This is a genomic window from Pseudomonas sp. P5_109 (genome assembly GCF_034009455.1).
Lineage (GTDB): Bacteria > Pseudomonadota > Gammaproteobacteria > Pseudomonadales > Pseudomonadaceae > Aquipseudomonas.
Map to the genome: position 1 here is coordinate 4884879 of NZ_CP125380.1, position 18286 is coordinate 4903164.

At 62.0% G+C, this 18286-nt stretch carries 15 protein-coding genes; 12 read left to right on the forward strand and 3 right to left on the reverse strand.

Annotated elements, in window-relative coordinates; genetic code table 11:
- Nucleotides 1-25 precede the first annotated feature (25 nt).
- From paaK to paaZ, 10 genes are all read left to right on the forward strand, one after another.
- Nucleotides 26-1351: a phenylacetate--CoA ligase PaaK gene (gene paaK, locus QMK54_RS21755; RefSeq protein ID WP_110662700.1), complete on the forward strand. Its 1326-nt coding sequence runs from the start codon at nt 26-28 to the stop codon at nt 1349-1351.
- A gap of 1818 nt (nt 1352-3169) precedes the next feature.
- Nucleotides 3170-4159 carry a 1,2-phenylacetyl-CoA epoxidase subunit PaaA gene (gene paaA, locus QMK54_RS21760; RefSeq protein ID WP_223592229.1) on the forward strand — a complete coding sequence of 330 codons (990 nt, stop codon included), beginning with the start codon at nt 3170-3172 and terminating at the stop codon, nt 4157-4159.
- A gap of 28 nt (nt 4160-4187) precedes the next feature.
- On the forward strand, nt 4188-4469 hold the full coding sequence (paaB, locus tag QMK54_RS21765) for a 1,2-phenylacetyl-CoA epoxidase subunit PaaB (protein ID WP_007943393.1): 282 nt from the start codon (nt 4188-4190) through the stop codon (nt 4467-4469).
- Nucleotides 4470-4477: 8 nt separating this feature from the next.
- Entirely contained in the window at nt 4478-5239 is a 762-nt protein-coding gene (paaC, locus tag QMK54_RS21770) for a 1,2-phenylacetyl-CoA epoxidase subunit PaaC (protein ID WP_223592227.1), read from the forward strand.
- Nucleotides 5226-5759, forward strand: a complete 534-nt coding sequence (gene paaD / locus QMK54_RS21775; protein WP_110662294.1) for a 1,2-phenylacetyl-CoA epoxidase subunit PaaD — start codon at nt 5226-5228, stop codon at nt 5757-5759. The genes paaC and paaD overlap by 14 nt, the downstream gene beginning before the upstream one ends.
- A 34-nt stretch (nt 5760-5793) precedes the next feature.
- A complete protein-coding gene (paaE, locus tag QMK54_RS21780; protein WP_223592224.1) occupies nt 5794-6870 on the forward strand; it encodes a 1,2-phenylacetyl-CoA epoxidase subunit PaaE in 1077 nt (358 codons plus the stop codon).
- A 176-nt stretch (nt 6871-7046) separates the two neighbouring features.
- Nucleotides 7047-7355 (forward strand): DUF485 domain-containing protein, encoded by a 309-nt coding sequence (locus QMK54_RS21785; RefSeq protein ID WP_110663183.1) that lies wholly within the window; start codon nt 7047-7049, stop codon nt 7353-7355.
- On the forward strand, nt 7352-8998 hold the full coding sequence (locus QMK54_RS21790; RefSeq protein ID WP_320401322.1) for a cation acetate symporter: 1647 nt from the start codon (nt 7352-7354) through the stop codon (nt 8996-8998). Before QMK54_RS21785 ends, QMK54_RS21790 begins: the two co-directional genes overlap by 4 nt.
- 33 nt (nt 8999-9031) lie before the next feature.
- Nucleotides 9032-10285, forward strand: coding sequence for an OprD family porin (locus tag QMK54_RS21795; RefSeq protein ID WP_320401323.1), 1254 nt, complete (start codon nt 9032-9034; stop codon nt 10283-10285).
- A gap of 59 nt (nt 10286-10344) precedes the next feature.
- A complete protein-coding gene (gene paaZ / locus QMK54_RS21800) occupies nt 10345-12399 on the forward strand; it encodes a phenylacetic acid degradation bifunctional protein PaaZ (RefSeq protein ID WP_320401324.1) in 2055 nt (684 codons plus the stop codon).
- A 212-nt stretch (nt 12400-12611) separates the two neighbouring features.
- Here the strand turns inward: paaZ and QMK54_RS21805 are convergent, their stop codons facing one another.
- From QMK54_RS21805 to QMK54_RS21815, 3 genes are read right to left on the reverse strand one after another with little or no spacing between them, the layout of a single operon-like run.
- Complete coding sequence (locus QMK54_RS21805) at nt 12612-13520, reverse strand: helix-turn-helix domain-containing protein (RefSeq protein ID WP_320401325.1); 909 nt, start codon at nt 13518-13520, stop codon at nt 12612-12614.
- On the reverse strand, nt 13517-14935 hold the full coding sequence (locus QMK54_RS21810) for an aminotransferase (protein ID WP_320401326.1): 1419 nt from the start codon (nt 14933-14935) through the stop codon (nt 13517-13519). The genes QMK54_RS21805 and QMK54_RS21810 overlap by 4 nt, the downstream gene beginning before the upstream one ends.
- A 41-nt stretch (nt 14936-14976) precedes the next feature.
- The gene (locus tag QMK54_RS21815; protein ID WP_110660305.1) at nt 14977-16083 is read right to left on the reverse strand and encodes a polyamine ABC transporter substrate-binding protein; all 1107 of its coding nucleotides are present in this window, start codon (nt 16081-16083) and stop codon (nt 14977-14979) included.
- 214 nt (nt 16084-16297) lie between these two features.
- On the opposite strand from QMK54_RS21815, the gene QMK54_RS21820 reads away from it, so the two are divergent.
- The gene (locus tag QMK54_RS21820) at nt 16298-17080 is read left to right on the forward strand and encodes an enoyl-CoA hydratase-related protein (RefSeq protein ID WP_320401327.1); all 783 of its coding nucleotides are present in this window, start codon (nt 16298-16300) and stop codon (nt 17078-17080) included.
- Nucleotides 17077-18258 (forward strand): acetyl-CoA C-acyltransferase family protein, encoded by a 1182-nt coding sequence (locus QMK54_RS21825; RefSeq protein WP_150725755.1) that lies wholly within the window; start codon nt 17077-17079, stop codon nt 18256-18258. Before QMK54_RS21820 ends, QMK54_RS21825 begins: the two co-directional genes overlap by 4 nt.
- Nucleotides 18259-18286: the final 28 nt, after the last annotated feature.

Genomic DNA, 18286 nt, shown 5'->3' on the forward strand with positions numbered 1-18286 from the left:
ACACAAAAACAATTCGAGTGAACACATGAACATGCCAATAGCCAAAGCCGCCCTCGGCCCAATGCTGGACCCGCTGGAAACCGCCAGCATCGACGAGCTGCGCCAGCATCAGCTGGAGCGCCTGCGCTGGAGCCTGAACCACGCCTACAACAACGTGCCGCTGTACCGTCAGCGCTTCGATGCGCTGGGTGTGCACCCGGACGACATCAAGTCCCTCGACGACCTGGCGAAATTCCCTTTCACCACCAAGTCCGACCTGCGGGACAACTACCCCTACGGCATGTTCGCCGTGCCGATGAACGACATCGTGCGCCTGCACGCGTCCAGCGGCACCACCGGCAAACCGACGGTTGTGGGCTACACCCAGAATGACATCGACACCTGGGCCAACGTGGTGGCGCGCTCGATCCGCGCCGCCGGCGGCCGGCGTGGCGACAAGGTGCACATTTCCTATGGCTACGGCCTGTTCACCGGCGGCCTCGGCGCGCACTACGGCGCCGAACGCCTGGGTTGCACAGTGATCCCGATGTCCGGCGGCCAGACCGAGAAACAAGTGCAACTGATCAAGGATTTCCAGCCGGACATCATCATGGTCACGCCGTCCTACATGCTCAACATCGCCGATGAAATCGAGCGCCAGGGCATCGACCCACACAAACTGGCCCTGCGCCTGGGCATCTTCGGTGCCGAGCCGTGGACCGCCGAACTGCGCAGCGCCATTGAGCAACGCCTGGGTATCACCGCCCTGGACATCTACGGCCTCTCGGAAATCATGGGGCCAGGTGTCGCCATGGAATGCGCAGAAACCAAAGACGGCCCGACCATATGGGAAGACCACTTCTACCCGGAAATCATCGACCCGGTCACCGGCGAAGTGCTGCCGGACGGGCAGATGGGCGAACTGGTGTTCACCTCATTGAGCAAAGAAGCCCTGCCGATGATCCGCTACCGCACCCGCGACCTGACGCGCCTGCTGCCGGGTACCGCGCGGCCGATGCGCCGTATCGACAAGATCACCGGGCGCAGCGATGACATGCTGATCATTCGCGGGGTGAACGTGTTTCCGACGCAGATCGAGGAGCAGGTTCTGAAAGTTAAACAACTTGCCGAGTGCTATGAGATCCATCTGTATCGCAATGGCAACCTGGACAGTGTTGATGTGCATGTCGAGTTGAAGGCTGAGCACCAGCACCTGAGTGACGAACAGCAGAAGGCTGTTTGTGGGGAGTTGAGCAAGCACATCAAGACGTATATCGGGATCAGTTCGCGGATCGTTTTGCAGCCTTTCCATTCGATCAAACGGTCGGAGGGCAAGGCTTGCCACGTGGTGGATAAACGTCCGAAAGCATGACTGCTGCACCCTTTATGGCCCCGCTTTTGCGGGGCTTTTTTTGCCTAGGCTTTAGCACAATCCCTGTGGGAGCGGGCTTGCTCGCGAAGGCTTTGTGTCAGGCGATGAGGATTTTGTGGGTGTACATATCCGTTTCTGCGGTAACGGCCGCTTAGGGTTCCGCTCTTACAGCGGGTCACTTTGGAAAAGCCCCAAAGTAACCAAAGGGCTCTTGCCCCTTTCGTTCGGTGCCTCGCCTAGGCTCGGCATGCCCTCGCTCCGGTCCTGCTCCGTGGGCCCGCCGCCATCGGCCATCCATGGCCGGGGGCGACTAACCCGGCATCCATGCCGGGTTGCCCACTGCGCAGAACCTCCTCTCGGCCTCTCGAGGGGGCGTGCACCGCAAAAGCGAAACCGAGGCGGCCTACCGGCCGGCCTGATCGTGAGGTTGTACACCCCTCCCCTGTAGGAGCCGGCTCCTACAGGGATTGAGTACATCTGAAAGAAATTGGTTGGCTGTCAGGCCGCCATCGCCGACATCGCTGGCAAGCCAGCTACTACAAGGGTTGAGTACGTCTGAGAGAGATTGGGCGGCTGGTAGGCCGTTATCGCTGGCAAGCCAGCTCCTACAGTTGGGCCGGGTATGCCTGCGAGAGATTAGTTGGCTGGCAGGCCGTCTTCGCGAGCGAGCCCGCTCCCACAGTTTGAGTGGCGTGTATCTGCGAGGGATTGGTTGGCTGGCAGGCCGCCATCGCCGGCAAGCCAGCTCCTACAAGGGTTGAGTACGTCTGAGAGAGATTGGGCGGCTGGTAGGCCGTTATCGCTGGCAAGCCAGCTCCTACAGTTGGGCCGGGTATGCCTGCGAGGGACTGGTTGGCTGGCAGGCCGTCTTCGCGAGCAAGCCAGCTCCTACAGTTTGAGCGGCGTGTACCTGCGAGGGATTGGTTGGCTGGCAGGCCGCCATCGCCGGCAAGCCAGCTCCTACAAGGGTTGAGTACGTCTGAGAGAGATTGGGCGGCTGGTAGGCCGCCATCGCCGGCAAGCCAGCTCCTACAAGGGTTGAGTACGTCTGAGAGAGATTGGGCGGCTGGTAGGCCGTTATCGCTGGCAAGCCAGCTCCTACAGTTGGGCCGGGTATGCCTGCGAGGGACTGGTTGGCTGGCAGGCCGTCTTCGCGAGCAAGCCCGCTCCCACAGTTTGAGCGGCGTGTACCTGCGAGGGATTGGTTGGCTGGCAGGCCGCCATCGCTGGCAAGCCAGCGCCTACAGTTTGGCCGGGCATGTCTGCAAGAAATTGGTCGGCCGGCAGGCCGCCTTCGCGAGCAAGCCCGCTCCCACAGAAGAGCAAAGGCAAATCGACGTACACCCACGCCCCTCACCACTCATCAGGCCGAGCGTTAGCTCGCCTGCAGCTCTTGATCTTGATCCACCCGCCCCCTCGGGAGGCTGAGCGGAGGTGTTCATCCGGGGATGGGCGCGCAGCGCCGTTCGACGCAGTCGAACTCATCGCATGTAGGTGCCAGCGAAGCCAACCGGAGGGCGATGCCCCCGGATGAATGCCGGAGCGAAGGAACCCCGAGCCTAAGCGAGGGGCCGGACGCCAGGGGCGTGACCTTTTGGTTCCTTTTGGGGCGTTTGCCAAAAGGGACTCGCCGTAAGGGCGAAACCAAAAGCCGCCGTTACCACAGAAACGGATATGTACCCCCCCCCAAAAAAGCGCCCACCACCCAAAGCGATACAAAAAACAAATACGACACGTCATTTTCAGTTTGATATTAATTTCTGTATCGCTTATAAAGTTCCCAATGCCCCAGAACAGATTCAAGGCGGGAACTCAAAAATGTACGCACAGCTAGTAGAAACAGGCGTAAAGCGCATCAAGGACCTCTCGGAAATGTCCGAACAGGAACGCGCATTCCAGGAAAAAATCGATTCAGAAATCAAGATCGAAGCCAAGAACTGGATGCCAGATGCCTACCGCCAGACCCTGATCCGGCAGATTTCCCAGCACGCCCACTCCGAAATCGTCGGCATGCTGCCCGAAGGCAACTGGGTCACCCGCGCACCCAGCCTCAAGCGCAAACTGCAGTTGATGGCCAAGATCCAGGACGAAGCCGGCCACGGCCTGTACCTGTACAGCGCCATGGAAACCCTGGGCGCCGACCGCGATGAAGAAGTCGCCAAGCTGCACAGCGGCAAGGCCAAGTACTCGAGCATCTTCAATTACCCGACGCTGAACTGGGCCGACATGGGCGCGGTGGGCTGGCTGGTCGATGGCGCCGCGATCGTCAACCAGGTGGTGCTGCAGCGCACCTCCTACGGCCCCTACTCCCGGGCCATGGTGCGCATCTGCAAGGAAGAGAGCTTCCACCAGCGCCAGGGCTACGAAATCCTCCTGACCATGATGCGCCACGGTACCCAGGCGCAAAAAGACATGGTCCAGGACGCGATCAACCGCCTCTGGTGGCCGTCGCTGATGATGTTCGGCCCAAGCGACGAACACTCGCCCAACAGTGCCCAGTCCATGGCCTGGAAAATCAAGCGCCAGAGCAACGACGAACTGCGCCAGCGCTTCGTCGACCAGACCATCCCGCAGCTGGAACTGCTGGGCTGCACCTGCCCCGACCCGGACCTGAAGTGGAACGCCGAACGCGGCCACTACGACTTCGGCGAAATCCAGTGGAACGAATTCTACGAAGTGCTCAAGGGCAACGGCCCGTGCAACCAGGAACGCGTCGCCACCCGCCGCAAGGCGATTGAAGACGGTGCCTGGGTTCGTGAAGCCGCCGTCGCCCATGCCCGTAAAAAACAAAACAAGAACGCCGCCTGATCCGGCCACCTGATGTGGAGTAACTGAAATGTCCGAGTGGACCCTCTTCGAAGTCTTCGTGCGCAGCAAGCACGGCCTCAACCACAAGCATGTCGGCAGCGTGCATGCCGCCGACACCACCATGGCCATCGAGAACGCGCGCGAGCTCTACACCCGTCGCAGCGAAGGCGTAAGCCTGTGGGTGGTGCCTTCGGCATTGATCACCGCCTCGTCGCCGGATGAAAAAGACCCGCTGTTCGATCCGTCGGACGACAAGGTCTACCGCCACGCCAGCTTCTACGAGCTGCCGGCCGAAGTCGGGCACATGTGAGGTCGACCATGAATAACAAGACCGATCTGATCGAATACCTGCTGCGCCTCGGCGACAGTGCCCTGATCCAGGGCCAGCGTCTGTGCCAATGGTGCGGCAAGGCCCCGGCACTGGAAGAAGAGCTGGCGCTGATGAACGTCGGCCTCGACCTGGTGGGCCAGGCACGCAACTGGCTGGAATACGCCGCCGAACTGCTGGACGACGGCCGCGATGCCGATCACCTGGCGTTCCGTCGCGACGAGCGCGCCTACCGCAACCTGCTGTTGGTGGAACAACCCAACGGCGACTTCGCGGTGACCATGCTCAAGCAGTTTCTCTATGACGCTTGGCATTTGCCGGTGCTGCAAGGCCTGAGCCAGTCCAGCGACGAACGCATTGCCGGGATTGCCGCCAAAGCCGTGAAGGAAGCGACCTATCACCTGCGCCGCTCCGGCGAGTGGATCGAGCGTATGGGCGACGGCACCGAGGAAAGCCACAAGCGCATGCTCGCCGCCATCCCCGAAGTCTGGCGTTTCACCGTGGAACTGATCGCCGCCGACGACAGCGAACAGCGCCTGTGCGAAGCCAGCATCACCCCGGACATCGCCAGCGTCGCCGCGCAGTGGCAGGCCAAGGTCGAGCAGATTTTCACCAGCGCCACCCTGCCCGTTCCCGCGGCGCCGAACTACTTCTACCTGAATGCACGCAAGGGCCTGCACAGCGAACACCTGGGCATCCTGCTCGCCGAAATGCAGTTCCTGCCACGAGCGTACCCCGATGCAACCTGGTGAGCTGATCGCCAGCGACCTCGGCGCCCGGCCGGCTCAACCGACCGACCTGGCCGCCGCCTGGGCGATCCTGTCGGAGGTCATGGACCCGGAAGTGCCGGTGGTCAGCGTCGTCGACCTCGGCATCGTCCGCGACCTGGACTGGCAGGCCGGACATCTTCACGTGGTGGTCACGCCGACCTACTCCGGTTGCCCCGCCACCGAAGTGATCGAAAGCGACATCCGCGAAGCCCTGGAACTGGCCGGATTCAAGGCGCCGTTACTTGAGCGCAAGTTGACCCCGGCCTGGACCACCGACTGGATCAGCGACAGCGGCCGCGAACGCCTGCGGGCCTATGGCATTGCGCCGCCCGAGGGCAGCACCAGCAAGCGCAGCCTGCTCGGCGAAAGCCCGCAGGTTGTGTGCCCGCAATGCGGCAGCGCCCACACCGAGGTGCTCAGCGAGTTCGGCTCCACCGCGTGCAAGGCCCTGTACCGCTGCGTCGATTGCCGGGAACCGTTCGACTATTTCAAGTGCATCTGAGCGGCGAATCGGCCGTCCCAGCTGGAGAACAACAATGAGCAAATTTCACAGCCTGACCATCAAGGACGTGCGCGCCGAGACCCGTGACGCGGTGTCCATCGCCTTCGACATTCCGCAGGACCTGCAAGACAGCTTTCACTTCACCCAGGGCCAGCACCTGGTGATGCGCACGCAACTGGACGGCGAAGAAGTGCGCCGCTCCTACTCAATCTGCACCGGAGTCAACGACGGTGAACTGCGTATTGCCGTCAAGCGTGTGGCGGGCGGCCGTTTCTCGGCGTTTGCCAACGAACAGCTGAAAGCCGGGCACGTCCTGGAAGTGATGCCGCCTGCCGGGCATTTCTGCGTCGAACTCGACCCGCAACGCCACGGTAATTACCTGGCTGTAGCGGCGGGCAGCGGCATCACGCCGATCCTGTCGATCATCAAGACCACCCTGGAAACCGAGCCCCACAGCCGCGTCACCCTGCTGTACGGCAACCGCTCCAGCTCCGGCGCGCTGTTCCGCGAGCAGCTTGAAGATTTGAAGAACCGCTACCTGCAACGCCTGAACCTGATCTTCGTGTTCAGCCGCGAGCAGCAGGATGTCGACCTGTACAACGGCCGGATCAACGCCGAGAAGTGCGAGCAATTGTTCTCCCGCTGGCTCGACGTCAAGGCCCTCGACGCCGCCTTCATCTGCGGCCCGCAGGAAATGACCGAGACCGTGCGCGACAGCCTCAAGGCCAAGGGCATGGCGCCTGAGCGCATCCATTTCGAACTGTTCGCCGCCGCCGGCAGCGAGCAAAAACGCGAAGCTCGCGAAGCGGCCCGCCAGGTGGATTCAGCGGTCAGCCAGATCACCGTCATCAGCGACGGTCGCGCCCTGGCCTTCGACCTGCCGCGCAACAGCCAGAGCATCCTCGACGCGGGCAACGCCCAGGGCGCCGAATTGCCTTACTCGTGCAAGGCCGGCGTGTGCTCGACCTGCAAGTGCAAGGTCATCGAAGGCGAAGTGGAAATGGACAGCAACCACGCCCTGGAAGACTACGAAGTGGCTGCCGGCTATGTGCTGTCGTGCCAGGCCTTCCCGATCAGCGACAAGGTTGTGCTGGATTTCGATCAGCTCTGATTTACAGGATCACCCTAAACCCTGTGGGAGCGGGCTTGCTCGCGAAGACGGAGTGTCAGGCGCCATCCATGTTGAATGTGATGGCCCCTTCGCGAGCAAGCCCGCTCCCACATTGATCCGGTTCCGACCCGAATACACCGTTTCACCCAAAACAAAAACAACAAAGGAGAGTCACCATGAGCCCGCAAGACATAGAACTCATCCACCAACACCCCAACTTCATCCAGTTGGTGCGACGCAAGCAGAAACTCTACTGGTCGTTGTCGCTGATCATGCTGGTGATCTACTTCGGCTTCGTGCTGCTGGTGGCGTTCTCGCCCGCAACCCTCGGCCAATCCCTGAGCGGCGGCGTGACCACCGTAGGCATGCTGGTGGGTGTGGTGATCGTGGTGCTGGCCTTTGCCTTGACGGGTTTCTATGTCTATCGCGCCAACAACGTGATCGACCCGCTGAATGAAAAACTCAAGCAGGAGTGCGCCCGATGAGCCGCCTTCTTGCCTTGTTCCTGCTGCCGCTGGCAGCGGTCACTGATGTTGCGCTGGCCGCCGACGGCGCGTCCCGCCCACTGAACTGGAACGCCATCGGCATGTTCCTGGTGTTCGTGCTGTTCACCCTCGGCGTGACGCGCTGGGCGGCACTTCGCACCCGCTCCGCCAGCGACTTCTACACCGCCGGTGGTGGCATGACCGGCTTCCAGAACGGCCTGGCGATTGCTGGCGACATGATCTCGGCAGCCTCGTTCCTCGGCATTTCCGCGATGATGTTCCTCAATGGCTACGACGGTTTGCTCTACGCCTTGGGCGTGCTGGCCGGCTGGCCGATCATCCTGTTCCTGATTGCCGAACGCCTGCGCAACCTCGGGAAATACACCTTTGCCGACGTGGTGTCCTATCGCCTGGAGCAGACCCCGGTACGCCTGACCTCGGCTTTCGGCACCCTGACCGTGGCCCTCATGTACCTGGTGGCGCAGATGGTCGGTGCCGGCAAGCTGATCGAGTTGCTGTTCGGCATCGACTACCTCTATGCGGTGATGCTGGTCGGCGTGCTGATGGTGTTCTACGTGACCTTCGGCGGCATGCTCGCCACCACCTGGGTGCAGATCATCAAGGCGGTGATGCTGCTGTTCGGCACCACCTTCATGGCATTCATGGTGCTCAAGCACTTCGGTTTCAGCACTGAAGCGATGTTTGCCGGCGCTACCGCCGTGCATGCCAAGGGCAACGCGATCATGGCGCCCGGTGGTTTGCTGTCCAACCCGATCGATGCGATTTCCCTGGGGCTTGGCATGATGTTCGGTACCGCCGGCCTGCCGCACATCCTGATGCGTTTCTTCACCGTCAGCGATGCCAAGGAAGCGCGTAAAAGCGTGTTCTACGCCACCGGTTTCATCGGCTACTTCTACTTGCTGCTGATCATCGTCGGCTTCGGCGCCATCGTCATGGTCGGCACCGATCCGGCGTTCCGCGACGCCAGCGGCGCAATCATCGGCGGCGGCAACATGATCGCTGTGCACCTGGCCCAGGCCGTGGGTGGCAACCTGTTCCTCGGCTTCATCTCGGCGGTCGCCTTCGCCACCATCCTGGCAGTGGTTGCCGGGCTGGCACTGTCCGGCGCCTCGGCGGTGTCCCATGACCTGTATGCCTGCGTGATACGCAAGGGCCAGGCCAGCGAACAGCAAGAAATACGCGTGTCGCGAATCGCCACCCTGTGCATCGGCGTGCTGGCGATCCTCCTCGGCCTGCTGTTCGAGTCGCAGAACATTGCCTTCCTCTCCGGCCTGGTGCTGGCCATTGCCGCGTCGGTGAATTTCCCGGTGCTGTTCCTTTCGATGTACTGGAAAGGCCTGACCACTCGCGGCGCCGTGCTCGGCAGCCTGTCCGGACTGGTCTCGGCGATTGTGTTGCTGGTGCTAAGCCCGGCGGTGTGGGTCAACGTGCTGCATCACGACAAGGCGCTGTTCCCGTACTCCAACCCGGCGCTGTTTTCCATGAGCCTGGCGTTCTTCAGTGCCTGGCTGTTTTCCGTCACCGACACCTCACCCCGTGCAGCCCTTGAGCGCGGCCGTTATCTGGCGCAGTTCATCCGTTCGATGACCGGCATCGGTGCCTCCGGCGCCAGCAAACACTAATAACGACCGATCAGTTGGCAGGGAATAAAAATAATGAAACCCGCTCGTACTGCACCTTATGAATCACTGTTTTCGCTGGCCGTCGCATTGAGTCTGCCCATGATCGCCCCTTGCGCCATGGCCGACTTCATCGGCGACAGCAAGGCCCGTATCGAAATGCGCAACCACTACATCAACCGCGATTTCCGTCAGGACAACGCCCCGCAATCCAAGGCCGATGAATGGGCCCAGGGCTTCACTGCGCGCGTCGAATCCGGGTTCACCGACGGCACCTTCGGTTTTGGTCTCGACGCGCTGGGCGAACTGGGGCTCAAGCTCGACTCCAGCCCGGATCGCCGTGGTACCGGGCTGCTGCCGTTTGGCCCGCAGAGCCATGAGCCCGATGACGACTACAGCGAACTGGGCGTGACCGGCAAAGTGCGGGTGTCCAAGAGCGTGTTGAAACTCGGCACCCTGCAACCCTTGTTGCCGGTGGCGACTTACAACGACACACGCCTGCTGGGTTCGACCTTTGAAGGTGGCTTGCTGACCAGCCAGGAGATCGACGGCCTGACGGTGAATGCCGGCCGCCTGACCAAGGCCAACCTGCGCGACTCGTCCAGCAACGATGACATCGGCTACGCCGCCGCCAGCAGCGATCACTTCGACTTCGGTGGCGGCAGCTACGCGTTCAGCCCGCAACTGAACCTGAGCTACTACTACGGCAAGCTCGACCAGATCTATCGCCAGCAATTCGCCGGACTGGTGCATACGCAACCACTGGGCAACGGCTTCAACCTGCGCAGCGACCTGCGTTATTTCGACAGTCGCGGTGACGGCGCGGAAAAGGCCGGGCGCATCGACAACCGCAATTTCAATAGCATGTTCACCCTGTCCCACGGTGCCCACAAGGTCAGTGCCGCCTACCAGCAACTGTCCGGCGACAGCGCCTTTCCGTTCCTCAACGGCGGCGATCCGTACGTGGTCAACCTGGTGACGTTCAACACCTTTACCCGCGCCGACGAGGATTCCTGGCAGCTGCGTTACGACTATGACTTCGCGGCGCAAGGCATTCCCGGCCTGACCTTCATGACCCGCTACACCGACGGCAGCCACGTCAAGGCAGGCAGCGTCGACAACGGAAGCGAATGGGAGCGCGACACCGATATCAGCTACGTCATCCAGAGCGGCGTGTTGAAGAACGTCAGCCTGCGCTGGCGCAACGTGACCTTCCGTTCCGGCGATGGCTTGACGACCGCCCTCGATGAAAACCGGCTGATCGTCGGTTACACCCTGGCGCTTTGGTAATTCCCTGAATGGCGTGGCTGTGGCCGCGCCAACACCTTTCACAACCAGGAGCATTCGTGATGTCCCACGCCCCTACTCTGCAAAGTTTCATCGCCGGCCGCTGGATCGGCCAACACGGCGCACAAGTGCTGCGCAGCGCCATCGACGGCCATGAAATCGCCCGCACCCATGAGGAGCGCCCGGACTTCGCCGAGGCCATCGAGCATGGTCGTCGCCAGGGTATCAGCGGCCTGATGGCACTGGACTTCCAGCAGCGCGCCCAGCGTCTCAAGGCCCTGGCCCTGTACCTGAGCGAGCGCAAGGAACAGCTCTACGCGATTTCCCATCACAGCGGCGCCACCCGTGCCGACAGCTGGATCGATATCGAAGGCGGCAACAGCACCCTGTTCACCTACGCCAGCCTCGGTTCCCGCGAGCTGCCGTCGGGCAACGTCGTCCACGAAGGCCCGGCCATGCAGCTGAGCAAAATGGGCACCTTCGCCGGCACCCACATCCTGGTGCCTCGCGGCGGCCTGGCGGTGCACATCAACGCCTTCAACTTCCCGATCTGGGGCATGCTGGAAAAATTCGCGCCGAGCTTCCTCGCGGGCATGCCGTGCATCGTCAAACCAGCCAGTGCCACCAGCTACCTGACCGAAGCCGTGGTGCGCCTGATGGACGAATCGGGCCTGCTGCCAGCGGGCAGCCTGCAACTGATCATCGGCGGCACCGGCGACCTGCTCGACCGCCTGCAAGGCCAGGACGTCGTGACCTTCACCGGTTCCGCCGACACCGCGGCCAAGCTGCGGGTCAACCCGAACCTGATCCGCAATTCGGTACCGTTCAACGCCGAAGCCGACTCGCTGAACTGCGCCATTCTCGCTCCGGACGTGACCCCGGATGACGAAGAATTCGAGCTATTCATCAAGGAAGTCGCCCGGGAAATGACCACCAAGGCCGGGCAGAAATGCACCGCCATCCGCCGCGCCATCGTCCCGGCCAAGCACATCGATGCAGTCGCCACGCGCCTGCGTGATCGCCTGGCCAAGGTGGTGGTCGGTGACCCGTCGGTGGAAGGCGTGCGCATGGGCGCACTGGCTTCCCACGACCAGCAGAAAGACGTGGCCGAGCGTCTGGAATCCCTGTTACAGAGCAGCGACATGCTGTTCGGCGCCCGCGACGGTTTCGAACCACGCGGCGAAAATGTCGACAAAGGTGCGTTCTTCGCCCCGACCCTGTTGCAAGCCCGCGACCCGCATGCCGAAGGCGGCGCCCACGACATCGAAGCGTTCGGCCCGGTCAGCACCTTGATGGCCTACGACGACCTCGACGAAGCCCTGGCCCTGGCCGCTCGCGGCAAAGGCAGCCTGGTAGCCAGCCTGGTGACCAAGGATCCACAAATCGCCGCCAAGGCGATTCCGGTGGCGGCAGCCCTGCACGGGCGCCTGCTGGTGCTGGATCGCAACTGCGCCGGCGAATCCACCGGTCACGGCTCGCCATTGCCGCAGCTCAAGCACGGTGGCCCGGGTCGTGCCGGTGGCGGTGAAGAACTCGGTGGCCTGCGCGCAGTGAAGCACTACCTGCAACGCGCGGCGGTGCAAGGTTCGCCGACCATGCTGGCGGCGGTCACCGGCGAATACGTGCGCGGCGCCAAGGTCATCGAAACCGACGTGCATCCGTTCCGTCGCCACTTCCAGGACCTGCAGATCGGCGAATCGCTGCTGACTCACCGCCGCACCGTCACCGAGGCGGACCTGGTGAACTTCGGCTGCCTGTCGGGCGACCACTTCTACATGCACTTCGACGACATCGCCGCCAAGGAATCGCAGTTCGGCAAGCGCATCGCCCACGGTTACTTCGTGCTGTCGGCAGCAGCCGGTCTGTTTGTATCCCCTGGCGTCGGCCCGGTGCTGGCCAACTACGGCCTGGACACCCTGCGCTTCATCAACCCGGTGGGCATCGGCGACACCATCCAGGCGCGCCTGACCTGCAAGCGCAAAATCGACCAGGGCAAGAAGAGCCCGCAGGGCATCCCGCAAGGGGTGGTGGCGTGGGATGTGGAAGTGACCAACCAGCTGGGTGAGCTGGTGGCGAGCTATGACATTTTGACTTTGGTCGTGAAGCGCGAAGACTGATTTTCATCCGGAATCTCTGTGGGCTGTGCTGGCCTCTTCGCGGGCAAGCCCGCTCCCACAGGGTTCTCTGCTGATTACAAACTTTGTGGTCAACCACCTACCAATGTGGGAGCGGGCTTGCTCGCGAAAGCGGTGTGTCAGTCAACATCAATGTTGAATGTCAGTTCGCTTTCGCGAGCAAGCCCACTCCCACATTTGATCTGCGTTGTCTGCTAATGCTTGCGCAACCACTCGATAAACAGCGCAAACAGTTCCGACTGCGAGCCCACTTCCAGTTTCAGGTACAGGTTCTTGCGGTGCATGCGCACGGTTTCCGGTGAGATGCTCATCTGGCTCGCCGTGGATTTCACCGAGTGCCCGCGCAGGATCATGTGTGCCACTTCCCGCTCGCGCTCGGTGAGCAAGTCGCTGCCAAAATGCTCGAACGCCGACTGCACCCGGTGCTTGAGATCATCGCGCAGGCCCTGGTCTTTTTCGCACTGGATCTCGTGACTGCGCAGCATCCCGCGCTGGCTGAATTCGCTGATGAACTCACGCACCAGCGGTTCCACGGCGCGCAGCAGATTCAGCTGTTCGACGCTGAGGCATTCACCACCGAAACCTTGATAAAGACTGACGGAAATCTTCGTGTCATTGCCGGTATCGACAATGTAGTAGCTGTCTTCCGAACAGCCCGCCTTCAGGTAATAGGTCTTGTAGTAATCACTGTCGAAGAAGTTGTCCGGGGCAATTTCCTCCAGGTGATAGAAGCCTTGCGCCAGCCCCTGCTCCACCGCCAGGCAGAACGGATCAAGCAAATAGCCCCCGGCAAAATAGCGCTCAAGAATCGACACCTGATACTCCTGGGCAATCCCGCGCTGATGCAGCAACTGGGGCGCGCGGTCCTTGCGTTCCAGGCTGATCATCATCGACTCGACGGACACCAACTGCGCCAACGCTGACGCCAGGTATTGCAGGGCGTCAGGCTCATCGATATGGGCGAATGCCTCGCGCATTCCCCCATGCCATTTGTGCAATGCCCCGAAGGGCATCGCGATCAGCGTATCGTCGTCTGGTTTGTTCATGCCCCGCAGTCTAGCGGGAGTACAGCCCCTTGGTAACAGCCTGTGTGGCGAATTCATTGGCCGCCATACTGACCGCTGGCCTGAAGCTCCGCTGCCACTTCGACAATGCATTCGCGCAGGGTCTCGACGATTTCGTCGACCTGGGCAAACGTCAGGATCAGCGGCGGCGACATCACGTTCAGGTGCATGATCGGCCGCACCAGCAAGCCTCGGGTCTGCGCTCGGGAGTGAATCATCTCGCCAATGTTGATCTCGTCGGCAAACAATTTCTTGGTGCGCTTGTCCGCGACGAATTCAACGCAGGCCATCAGCTTCAGGCAGCGCACATCCCCCACCAGCGGCAAGTCGCGCAGGGTCGCCAGGCGCTCTTCCAGATAGGCGCCCACCGTGTCGACATGGGCCAGCAGGTTTTCCCGCTCGATGATCTCGATGTTCTTCAGCGCCGCCGTGCAGCACACCGGGTGACCGCTGTAGGTAAAGCCGTGGGTGAAGCAGCGGCCCTTGCCCGGCTCGGCGATGACTTTCCAGATGCGGTCGGAAAAGATACACGCGCCCAGCGGCAGGTAGGCCGAGGTCAGGCCCTTGGCGGTGGTGATGATGTCCGGCTGCACGTCGAACACATCATAGGAGGCGAAGAACTTGCCCAGGCGCCCGAACGAGGTCACCACTTCGTCGGCGACGAACAGGATGTCGTAGCGCTGGCACACCTCCCACATGCGCTTGAGGTAACCCCGGGGCGGAATGATCACCCCGCCCGAGCCCATGATCGGCTCGGCGAAGAAGCCGGCGACCTTGTCCGCGCCGATCGAGAGGATCTTGTCTTCGAACTCCTTGACCAGGAACTCGAGGAACTGTGCCTCGTCCATGCCATCGGGCGCGCGGTACGGGTTCGGGTTGGAAACGTGGTGGATCAGCGGGTTGGCGTAATCGAACTCCGGCACGCGGTCGGCGGCCTTGTTGCCGATCGACATGGTCAGGGTTGTGGAGCCGTGATAGGCATTGAACCGCGCAATGACGTGCTTCTTCTCGGGTTTGCCACGGCAGTTCTGGTAGTACTGGATCAGCCGGTAGGCGGTGTCCACGGCGGTGGAGCCACCGGTGGTGAGGAACACATGGTCGAGGTCGCCGGGGGCCAGGCTGGCGAGTTTTTCGCACAGCTGGATCGCCACGTTGTTGGACATGTCGGAGAACGGATTGGAGTAGGCCAGCTGACGCACCTGATCAGCGATGGCCTCGGCCATTTCCTCGCGGCCCAGGCCGATGTTGGTGCACCACATGCCGCCCACCGCATCAAGGAAGCGGTTGCCCTGGGTGTCGTAGATGTAGGCGCCATCGCCTGCGACGATGTTCAACGAGCCCTGCTCGGCGTGTTCGTCGAACACGTGATAGCCGTGCATATGGTGAGCCTTGTCGGCCTTGACCAGCCGGGACTCGTCCGCTGGGGAAAAAACGCTGCGTGTTGGCGTCGCCATAAATAAACCTCTAACCGAAATTGACTAACGATCGAAACAAATCAGATGCCGCTTTTCACGGTGCTCCAGACCCGGGTGATCGCCCGCATGTCCTTGGCGTCCTGGGTCTTCTGCGGGAACAGGCGCTCGCGGGTCTGTGCATCGGGGTAGATCGCCGGGTTGTCGCGCACATCGGCGTTCAACAACGGCGTGGCCGCCGCGTTGCTGTTGGCGTAATTGATGTAATCGCTCACATCGGCCATCACCTGCGGCTGCATCAGGTATTCGAGGAATTTGTGAGCATTGGCGACGTGAGTCGCATCGGCCGGGATGTACATGTTGTCGAACCAGATCAGCGAGCCTTCCTTGGGAATGAAGTACGCCAGGTCGATCTTCTTCTTGGCTTCGGCGGCGCGGGCCATGGCGGTGGCGTAGTCGCCGGACCAGGTCATGGCCATGCACACGTCGCCGTTGGGCAGGCTGGTCAGGTAGTTGACCGAGTCGAACTTGCGGATGTAGGGCCGCACCGACAGCAGCAATTCCTGGGCGGCTTTCAGGTCCTCCGGTGCGGCGCTTCTCGGGTCGCGTCCCAGGTAGGTCAAGGCCATGGGAATGACTTCGGTCGGGGCGTCGAGCAGGGTCACGCCGCAGTCGGCGAAGCGCGAGACGATTTTCGGGTCGAAGATCATCGCCAGCGAACCGATCGGCGCGTCCGGCATGCGCTCCTTGATCTTGTCGACGTTGTAGGTGACGCCGTTGCTGCCCCAGGTGTACGGTGCCGAGTACTGGGTGCCCGGGTCATAGCCTTGCAGGTCCTCGAGGATCTGCGGATCCAGGTTGGTCCAGCCCGGCAACTGTTTTTTATCCAGCGGCTGGAACACCTTGGCCTTGATCAGCGGCGGTGCCAGGGAGGCATTCAACACGATCAGGTCATAACCGGAATGGCCGGTGAGCAATTTGGCCTGCACCGTTTCATAGGAATCGAAGGTGTCGTAGACCACCTTGATACCGGTGGCCTTTTCGAAATCGGCGATGGTTTTTTCACCGATGTAGTCCGCCCAGTTGTACAGCCGCAGCGTATTGCCGTCGTCCACTTGAGCGGCGTAGGCATTCAAGGTCAGCGGTACAACAAACAGACTGGAAATCACCTTAAGCAGTGTCTTGCCCATAGCAAATGCACCTTATAGCGAGTTCGGCTCTGGATGAGCGGATGCCCTCACTATTGGTCGATTCACCCGGCGGGACCATACCCCGAATGGGTGTGTGTCGTTTTTGGCACACCGGCATGGCAAAAAGCGGCAGCGCAGTTGAACCGTTTTGCCATAGATCGGGGTGGGTCCGGCGCTTAAAGTGGCAGCCTGAACCGACCCTGCGGAGCCTGCGATGACAGATTTGATCAAACACGAGCAACGCGACGGCGTGTTGACGCTGACCATCGACCGCCCGGACAAGCTCAACGCGCTGAACAACGCCATGTACACCCGACTGGCCGACCTGCTGCAGGCCGCCGACGAAGACGAGCAGACCGGCGTGATCATCATCACTGGCGGCCCGACCTGCTTCACCAGCGGCAATGACCTGGTGGACTTCCTGCAGAATCCGCCGACTCATCTGGACGCCCCGGCGTTCCACTTGATGAAAGTCGTCACGCGCCTGCAAAAGCCGCTGATCGCGGCAGTCTGCGGGGCGGCCATCGGCATCGGCACCACGCTGCTGTTGCATTGCGATCAGGTGCTGGTCACCCGCAACGCCAAGCTGCGCATGCCGTTCGTCAACATCGGCCTGTGCCCCGAATTCGGCGCCAGCCTGTTGCTGCCACGCCGCCTCGGCCATGCCCGCGCTGCGAGCCTGCTGCTGTTGGGCAACGGCCTGGACGGCAACGAAGCGGTCAATTGGGGCATTGCCAACGAAGCGTTCGACGACGGCGAGCAATGCCTGGCGGCGGCCCTCAAGATCGCCCAGCGCTTCCTGGCCATGCCCCAGCAAGCCTTGCGCCAGTCCCGGCAGCTGATGAAGCAGGCGTCCCTGGCTGAACTGGAAGCCACCCTGCGCGAAGAAAACACGCTGTTCATCCAGCGCCTGAATACCGACGAGGCGAAAACCGCCTTGAACGCCCTGCTCAATCGCAGTACAGATAAGAATCCACCGAAAGGAAACCAGCCATGAACACTCCAGAAATCTACGTCGTCAGCGCCGCCCGTACCGCCATCGGTACCTTCGGCGGTTCGCTCAAGGACGTGCCACTGGCCGACCTCGCGACCACGGCCGTGAAAGCCGCCCTGGAGCGAGCCGCCGTGGACCCGGCGCTCGTTGGCCACCTGGTGATGGGCAACGTGATCCCGACCGAAACCCGTGATGCCTACATCTCCCGCGTCGCTGCAATGAACGCCGGCATTCCGAAGGAAACCCCGGCCTACAACGTCAACCGTCTTTGCGGTTCGGGCCTGCAAGCGATCATCAACGCCGCCCAGACCCTGATGCTTGGCGATGCCGACATCGTCGTCGGTGCCGGTGCCGAATCCATGAGCCGTGGCCCGTACCTGATGCCGAGCGCCCGCTGGGGTTCGCGCATGGGCAACGCCCAGGTCATCGACTACATGCTCGGTATCCTGCATGACCCGTTCCATGGCATCCACATGGGCATCACCGCCGAGAACGTCGCCGCGCGCAACGGCATCACCCGCGAAATGCAGGACGCCCTGGCCCTGGAAGACCAGCAACGCGCGGCCCACGCGATTGCCAACGGCTACTTCAGCGAGCAGATCGCGACCGTGGAAATCCAGGATCGCAAAGGCGTCAAACTGTTCAGCGTCGACGAACATCCGCGCGCCACTTCCCTGGAACAGCTGGCAGCCATGAAGCCTGCGTTCAAGAAGGACGGCTCGGTCACCGCCGGCAACGCCTCGGGCCTCAACGACGGCGCCGCCGCACTGGTCATGGCCAGCGGCAATGCGGTCCAGGCCAATAACCTGAAACCCCTCGCCCGCCTGGTCAGCTACGCCCACGCCGGCGTCGAACCGGAGTTCATGGGCCTGGGCCCGATCCCGGCCACCCGCCTGGCGCTCAAGCGCGCCGGCCTGACCGTCGCCGACCTGGACGTGATCGAAGCCAACATCGCCTTCGCCGCCCAGGCTTGCGCCGTCAGCCAGGAACTGGACCTCGACCCGGCCAAGGTCAACCCGAACGGTTCGGGCATCGCCCTGGGCCATCCGGTGGGCGCCACCGGCGCAATCATCGCCACCAAGGCCATCCACGAACTGCATCGCACCGGTGGCCGTTACGCGCTGGTGACCATGTGCATCGGTGGTGGCCAGGGGATTGCGGCGATTTTCGAGCGGGTCTAACTCCCGAACATTTGCTGAACACCTGTGG